Below are 6,720 nucleotides of genomic sequence, written 5' to 3'. Positions count from 1 at the left end.
CCGAAGGACGCGCCCGGCAAGCAGGACCAGCCGAGCGCGCGAGGAGGCGAGCCGCCCACGCAGGAGATGCGGCCACCGAGCCCTCGGATTTCCGAGCCGGGCCAGCGCGACGTATCACCAAAGGAAGAGCCGGCGCGCAAGCCCGAGCCGGAAATGGTGGAACGGAAGGTGCCGAACGCGCCGAAGGACGCGCCCGGCAAGCAGGACCAGCCGAGCGCGCGAGTAGGGCCGCCCACGCAGGAGATCCGGCCACCAGGCCCTCGGATCTCCGAGCCGGCCCAGCGCGCCTTACCACCAAAGGAAGAACCGGCGCGCAAGCCGGAGCCGGAAATATTGGAACGCAAGACGCCCAACGCTCCGAAGGACGCGCCCGGCAAGCAGCACGAGCCGAGCGCGCGAGTAGAGCCGCCCACGCAGGAGATGAAGAACAAGCCGGTTCTGCCCGGCGTGACAATCGAGGGCGACCGCGGTCCCTTGCTTGCCCGGGAAGTGCCTGGCGGCGGCGGCCCGACCGGAACCGGCAAGGGGGGCGGCGGTGGCGGCGGCGCATTCCACAAGCGTCTCGGCCCGGTCGATCTCTCGGCAAGCCTCACGGCCGGCCTTCGCGCGGTCAAGAAGAACCTCATCGCAGTGATGATCTTCACGATCGCGACCAACGTGCTGGTGCTGGCGATACCTGTCTACCTCTTCCAGATTTCGGATCGCGTGCTGACGAGCCGCTCGGTCGACACCCTGGTGATGCTGACGATCGTTATCGTCGGCGCAGTCATCCTGCAGTCGGTTTTTGACGCCATCCGGCGCTTCATCCTCATGCGCACGGCGGTCGAGGTCGCCGCCCAACTGGGCGGACCAATCCTCAGCGCAGCCGCCAGGGCTTCACTGCACAGCAATGGGCGCGAATATCAGACGCTGGGGGATCTTCAGCAGCTGCGCACGTTTCTGGTGTCCGCCACGTTGCTGTCTCTTCTCGATGCGCCGATGGCCCCGTTGTTCATGCTGGCGATATTCCTGATCCACCCCGACCTCGGCTTTATCGTCGTGGCGACGGCGCTGCTGCTGCTGGCCATCACGCTCGCCAACCAGCGCGCAACCGCCAAGCCGTTCGGCGAGGCCAACACAAGCCAAACCAAAGCCAACCTCCACGTCGATTCGATGTCGCGCAACTCGCAGATCATCAACGCGCTCGCGATGATCCCGGAAGCCGTGTGGATCTGGGGCAAGGATACCGGCAACTCGCTCAGATGGCAGGTCATAGCCCAGGACCGAAACATAGCCTTTGCTTCTCTTTCCAAGGGCGTCCGGCTGCTGACCCAGGTCATAATGCTCGGCTGGGGCGCCTATCTGGCCATCGAAGGCTCGGTCACGGGCGGCATGGTCATCGCCGCGTCAATCATTGCCGGTCGCGCACTTGGCCCGATCGAGGGTGCGATTGAAGGGTGGAACCAGGTTGTGCAGTCACGCGCCGCCTTTGGCCGCATCAGTGCGCTGCTGAAGGAATCCCCGCTGAACTTCGAACGCCTGAAGCTGCCGCGTCCGGAAGGGCGCCTCGATGTCGAGCGGCTGCTGTTCGTGCCGCAAGGAACCAAACGTGTCGTGCTCAATGGCATCGGCTTTGGGCTGGAGGCCGGAGACTCGCTGGCGATCATCGGCAATTCGGGCGCCGGTAAAACGACCCTGGGCAAAATGCTCGTCGGCTCGATCCTTCCAACTTCGGGAAGCGTGCGGCTCGACCTGATGGACCTGCGGAACTGGGATCAGCGGCAATTTGGTGAAAGCATCGGCTACCTTCCCCAGGACGTGCAGCTTTTCCCGGGGTCGATCAAGGCGAACATCGCCAGAATGCGCGAAGACGTCGACGATGGCGCAATCTACGAAGCCGCCAAGCTGGCCGACGTTCACGAACTGATCGCCTCGCTTCCGCATGGCTACGAGACCTTTGTCGCCGCCGACGGCGCGCCGCTTTCTGGCGGGCAGAAGCAGCGTATCGCTCTGGCGCGCGCCTTTTTCGGCAGCCCGAAACTGGTGGTCCTCGACGAGCCGAATTCGAACCTCGACACCGCTGGCGAGCTGGCTTTGTCGCGCGCTCTTCAGCAAGCCAAAGAGCAAAAGATCACGATGGTCACGATCACGCAGCGGCCTGCTTTGCTGCAGACCGTGGATAAGATCCTGGTGCTCGTCAACGGCACCGTGGCTCTTTTCGGGTTGCGTCAGGACGTGCTTCAGGCTTTGGCGGCGCGCGGCATGAGCCTCGATGGCGGCCATTTTGCCAATATTCAGGTCAAATGAGAGAGAACGGCCGTGAAGGAAATAGCCAGGATCGAAGACGCTCAATGGTATGGCGCCGTTCCGCGTTCCATTTGGAAGCAGACGACCGCCGGATTGCTGCTGATGGCCGTCACTTTCGGCGGATTTGGCACCTGGGCATTCACGGCACCGCTCGCAGCCGCGATCGTCGCGCAAGGAAGCTTCGTGGCCACTGGGCAGAACAAGATCATCCAGCACCTCGAAGGGGGTATCATCAAGCAGCTTCTGGTTAGCGAAGGCGACCATGTCGTAACCAATCAGCCTTTGGTGCTGCTCGACGAAACGGCCGCGCGGGCAAAGGAACGGCAGTTGTTCTTCCGCCAGGCGCGCCTTGAAGCGATCGTGGCGCGCTTGACCGCCGAGGTGCACGGGGCGGAGACTATACAGTTCCCGGCCACAATAACCGAAAATCGCGACGACCCGGAAATTGCTTCGATCGTGCATAGCCAGCGTCTCAACTTCGAGGGCTCGCGCACCAAAATGAGCAGCGAGATCCGATTGCTCGACCAGAACATCGGCGCCCTGAAGTTCCGGGCGGGCGGTTATGAGCAGTTGCTGAAAGCGGTCACGATACAGCTCGGTCTGCTACGCGAGGAGTATACCGGCAAGAAGACCCTGCTCGACCAAGGATTGATCCGCGCGACCGAGATCAAGGCGATTCAGCGCGCCATAGCAGATGCCGAAGGGCAGATGGGGCGGCTCTCAGCCGAGATATCCGAGACCGGCGCCCAGGTCATCAAGCACGAACAGGAGATGCGGCAGACAGAAAACGCCTACCGCCAGGCGGCGCTCGACGAACTCGAGGGCGTTGAAACCGAACTGGACAGCATCCGCGAACAGTCCCGCGAGGCGCAAAACGTGCTGCGCCGAGCGACGATCAATGCGCCGGTTTCGGGCACTGTCGTGCGGTTATTCTACCACACGTCCGGCGGCGTGATCGAGAGCGGCAAGAGCATCATGGAGATCTTGCCGGCGAATGTGCCGCTTATCATAGAAGCGCAGGTGCCTCGCACCGAGATCGACAATGTCAAGGTCGGACAAAAGGCGACGGTACGGCTGGTCGCGCTCAACGCGCGCACGACGCCGGTTCTGAACGGCGAAGTCTACTACGTCTCTGCCGACTCGCTCCCCGACGCTTCCGGTCCGACCGCAAAGGAGGTCTATTTGGCGCGCGTCAACCTGCCAGTCAGCGAACTGGCTCGCGTGCCTGGATTTGTTCCGACGCCAGGCATGCCCGCTGAAATTCTCATCCAGACGGCGGAGCGGACCTTTTTCAGCTACCTGTCCAAGCCGATCAAGGACAGCATGGCTAGGGCATTTAATGAGCGCTGACCGTAGAGGCGGGGGGGTAATATGCAGATCGACGTCTTGACACGCCCGGAAGAACTGAACGGGCTTCGCGACAACTGGGACGACCTCTACGCCAGGGATCCTGACGCGCATTTCTTCGTCTCGTGGGACTTTCTTTCCCACTATCTTCGACGCTTCGACGGTGAATGGTTCATTTTGGCGGCGCGCAAGGGGCCGCCGGGCTCTCCCTATGTCGCGCTTCTGCCGCTCCGGCTGCGCACCAGCATGAGGAAAAATACCGGCGAAATCTACCATGAAGTGTATATGGGGGGAAACCTCGCAGCCGATTATACCGGCATCCTCTGCGCGCCGGAATACGCCTACCGGGCAATCGCGGTTTTCGCGAAGCATCTGAAGACGATGCATTGGGCCAGCCTGCATCTGGAAAACCTGCGGATGTCGGAACGCAGGATAGGCTGGCTGATGGAGCAGCTTTCCGACAATCGGCTGACGATGCGTCGAATGAGGCGCGTCAACCAGGTTGACAATGTTGACAACTGCATATGCCCGGCGATCGACCTCCCGTCCTCATGGGAAGATTATCTTCTGCACAATCTCAGCGCTAACACCCGCCAAAAGATGCGGAGATTTCTCCGGAAACTGGAGAACTCTGACGAGTTTCGCATAACGCATGCCGACGCCTCTACCATCGAGCGCGATATCGACATCCTGCTCGAGTTCTGGCGCATCAAGTGGACGCCGCGGAAGGGGAAGCTGGTTCCCGGCCTGGTCAAGAGCAACCGACTGCTGTTCAGGCAAGCTTTCGAACGGGGCACGCTGTTTGTGCCTGTACTTTGGCACGGCGACCGGCCCTTGAGCGCTCTCGCGATCTTCCTCGATCCGGTCAAGAAGAGCATGCTGTTCCACATGGTCGGGCGCGACGAGACGGCCGACATGCTGCCGTCGGGACTGGTCCTGCACGGTTATTGCATCCGCCGCGCGATCGAGAACGGTTTCCGGACATATGATTTCCTGCGCGGCAACGAACCTTACAAATATTCCTTCGGCACCCACGAAACCGTCCTCAACTGCACTCTTGTGCGGACCAAAACCGGCCGGAACCTTGGCGACCAGTTGGACAGGCGATCCTTGGTCGGCGCGTTGCAGCAGGCGGCCGGCCTCCACAAGAAGGGTTGGATCATCCAGGCCGAAAACATCTATCGCCAGATCCTGAACACCGAGCCGACGCATGATCAGGCTCTGTACGGACTCGGTCACGTTCTGGGCACCAAGGGCGATCACCGTCAGGCTGCGGAATGCTTCGGCGCGCTTGCAGCCATGTCGCCGCAATCTGTAAACGCCTGGCTTTGCCTGGGCATTGCGCAGCAGTCGCTAAACGACCACTCCGCAGCCATCGAGTCGTTTGGGCGAGCAACGGACCTCAATCCAGGCCTCATTCTGGCGCGTTATGCCCTGGGCCGCAGCCTTCTCGCCCTGCAGCGGACGGATGGGGCGGCCCAGGCTTTCACGCTGGTCCTAGAGAATGAATCGCCCGCGCCCGCGGAAACCGCCCTGCGCGCCAAGGCCCGGCGACAATTGCAGCAGTTGAGGACAGCCAAGCCGCTCTACATTCTAAAGAAACCTGAGCGCGAGAAGCCCGTCATCCAGCCGTCGCTGCCGCTGGGGCTGACGACTCTGCTTACGGTTGCGCGGCCGGCAACCGTAAGCCGCTCCCCCTCTTCTGTCACTTGACGGGGGCTTCGTTGTCTGCCTGCCGCTGCAAATCGCTCAAACGGCTCGTGTCGCCTCGTCATGAAGCCGATTGAGGCCAGCGCTGTAGCGCAGCACGGCCAACGTCGGTAAGCGCATAAACGCCGCGCTCGGCCCTGGCGAACCAGCCATAGACATTGTGAAGCAGGATATTGGCGGCGCGTGGCGAAATGGTTTTCAGATCGCGCGGGCGTTTTGGGCCATCGACCATGGCGGCGGCGCAGGCCAGCGCGTCCTGCCGGTAAGCGGTCATCACCGGCGTACGCGAGCCGCCGCCGACTACAGGGTCACCGCGCCGTCGTTGATGCTCGTCCACCAGGCGCGATCTTCGCCTCGGGTCTCGCCGGGGCGGCAAGGCGGCCGGACTGAGCAGCAATTCGACGTTGCCGGCGGAGCCAACCCCGAGAAGGCCGAAGCCGAGCCGCCGGCACAGCGCACGGAACCGGCGATCGTGCTCGCGGCCCTTGCCTCGACTTGACATCCTCGCCGCGAGCCAGACCTCATCGCATGACGCAGCACGGTCAACACCTTGAAGAATGAGTTCGAGGTTGAACTGCAGCTTCAATTCGCAGATGACGAGCACGGGCGGCTCGCCGTCACGCAGTCCCACGACATCGCAGCCGCCAACCTCGCCTTTGACAGTGAAGTCCAGACTCTCAAGAAACCGCTTCACCGGCATGTAAAGAGACGTTTCCTGCATGCGCGACGCATAGCCGATTCGTGGCTGGTTGGCACAGCATCACCGACAGGCGTTGCCACCGAGGCAGATTTGCCACTCGTCAACACAGTATGCATCAAGCAATTTGCCGGGACTTGCCCGCTCGGCCATTAAACCCTCAGCCCCCTCGCCTCGCCTCCGCGCTTGCGCGGAACCATCATATCCCTGGCCAGCAGGCGGCTCGCCCGGCAGAATGCCATGAACGCCCGGCAAGCCGCCTCGGTCTCGACCAGGTCGACGGTGGCGCCGAAGCAGGCGTTGAACGCAGCCTGATAGACTGGGCCCTGGCGGCGAACCGGCCAGCCTTGCAGGAAATCCAGCGCCTGTTCGACGCTGTATATTTCCTCGACCGGCAGGCCAGGCGCGGTCGTGATGCGCACCGGCACCTCGAATTGCAATCTGTCCATTCCTGTCTCTCCAGAACGCGCAGCAACGCCGCTCGTCGCAAAAAGTTGCTTTGACCGGCTTTCCGCTCAGGCCCACATCTTGTTCAGAAATATGTCGTCAGTGCGGACAAACAGCTCGGCATGGGCCGGACACGCACAAGAGGAAGCCGCAAAGCGCGAATATCGCCGGCTTGAGCCCAATCGCCGGCAGTTCGTCCTTGAACCTGGCGCCGTCCGGTGCCAAATCTGGGA

General features: G+C 62.2%; 6 protein-coding genes. 3 read left to right on the top strand and 3 right to left on the bottom strand.

Going from position 1 to position 6,720, the window contains the following annotated elements; translation table 11 throughout:
• On the bottom strand, nucleotides 1-236 hold a 236-nt coding region (locus tag M727_RS43680), incomplete at its 3' end, for a hypothetical protein (protein ID WP_245269189.1).
• Between M727_RS43680 and M727_RS38865 the strand changes: the two genes are divergently transcribed.
• From M727_RS38865 to M727_RS38860, 3 genes are read left to right on the top strand one after another with little or no spacing between them, the layout of a single operon-like run.
• Entirely contained in the window at nucleotides 154-2,286 is a 2,133-nt protein-coding gene (locus M727_RS38865) for a type I secretion system permease/ATPase (RefSeq protein ID WP_245269187.1), read from the top strand. The two genes, M727_RS43680 and M727_RS38865, sit on opposite strands and share 83 nt — an antisense overlap.
• A 12-nt stretch (nucleotides 2,287-2,298) precedes the next feature.
• The gene (locus tag M727_RS0134115) at nucleotides 2,299-3,636 is read left to right on the top strand and encodes an HlyD family type I secretion periplasmic adaptor subunit (protein WP_027156245.1); all 1,338 of its coding nucleotides are present in this window, start codon (nucleotides 2,299-2,301) and stop codon (nucleotides 3,634-3,636) included.
• 21 nt (nucleotides 3,637-3,657) lie between these two features.
• Nucleotides 3,658-5,346, top strand: a complete 1,689-nt coding sequence (locus tag M727_RS38860; protein ID WP_084647027.1) for a GNAT family N-acetyltransferase — start codon at nucleotides 3,658-3,660, stop codon at nucleotides 5,344-5,346.
• Between the two features lie 58 nt (nucleotides 5,347-5,404).
• Here the strand turns inward: M727_RS38860 and M727_RS0134105 are convergent, their stop codons facing one another.
• On the bottom strand, nucleotides 5,405-6,064 hold the full coding sequence (locus M727_RS0134105; RefSeq protein ID WP_027156244.1) for a DUF2161 family putative PD-(D/E)XK-type phosphodiesterase: 660 nt from the start codon (nucleotides 6,062-6,064) through the stop codon (nucleotides 5,405-5,407).
• A gap of 128 nt (nucleotides 6,065-6,192) precedes the next feature.
• Nucleotides 6,193-6,489 (bottom strand): DUF982 domain-containing protein, encoded by a 297-nt coding sequence (locus M727_RS0134100; protein ID WP_027156243.1) that lies wholly within the window; start codon nucleotides 6,487-6,489, stop codon nucleotides 6,193-6,195.
• Nucleotides 6,490-6,720: the final 231 nt, after the last annotated feature.

The sequence above is a fragment of the Mesorhizobium sp. WSM2561 genome (assembly GCF_000513915.1).
GTDB classification, from domain to species: domain Bacteria; phylum Pseudomonadota; class Alphaproteobacteria; order Rhizobiales; family Rhizobiaceae; genus Mesorhizobium; species Mesorhizobium muleiense.
This window is presented reverse-complemented; position numbering and strand designations above follow the sequence as displayed.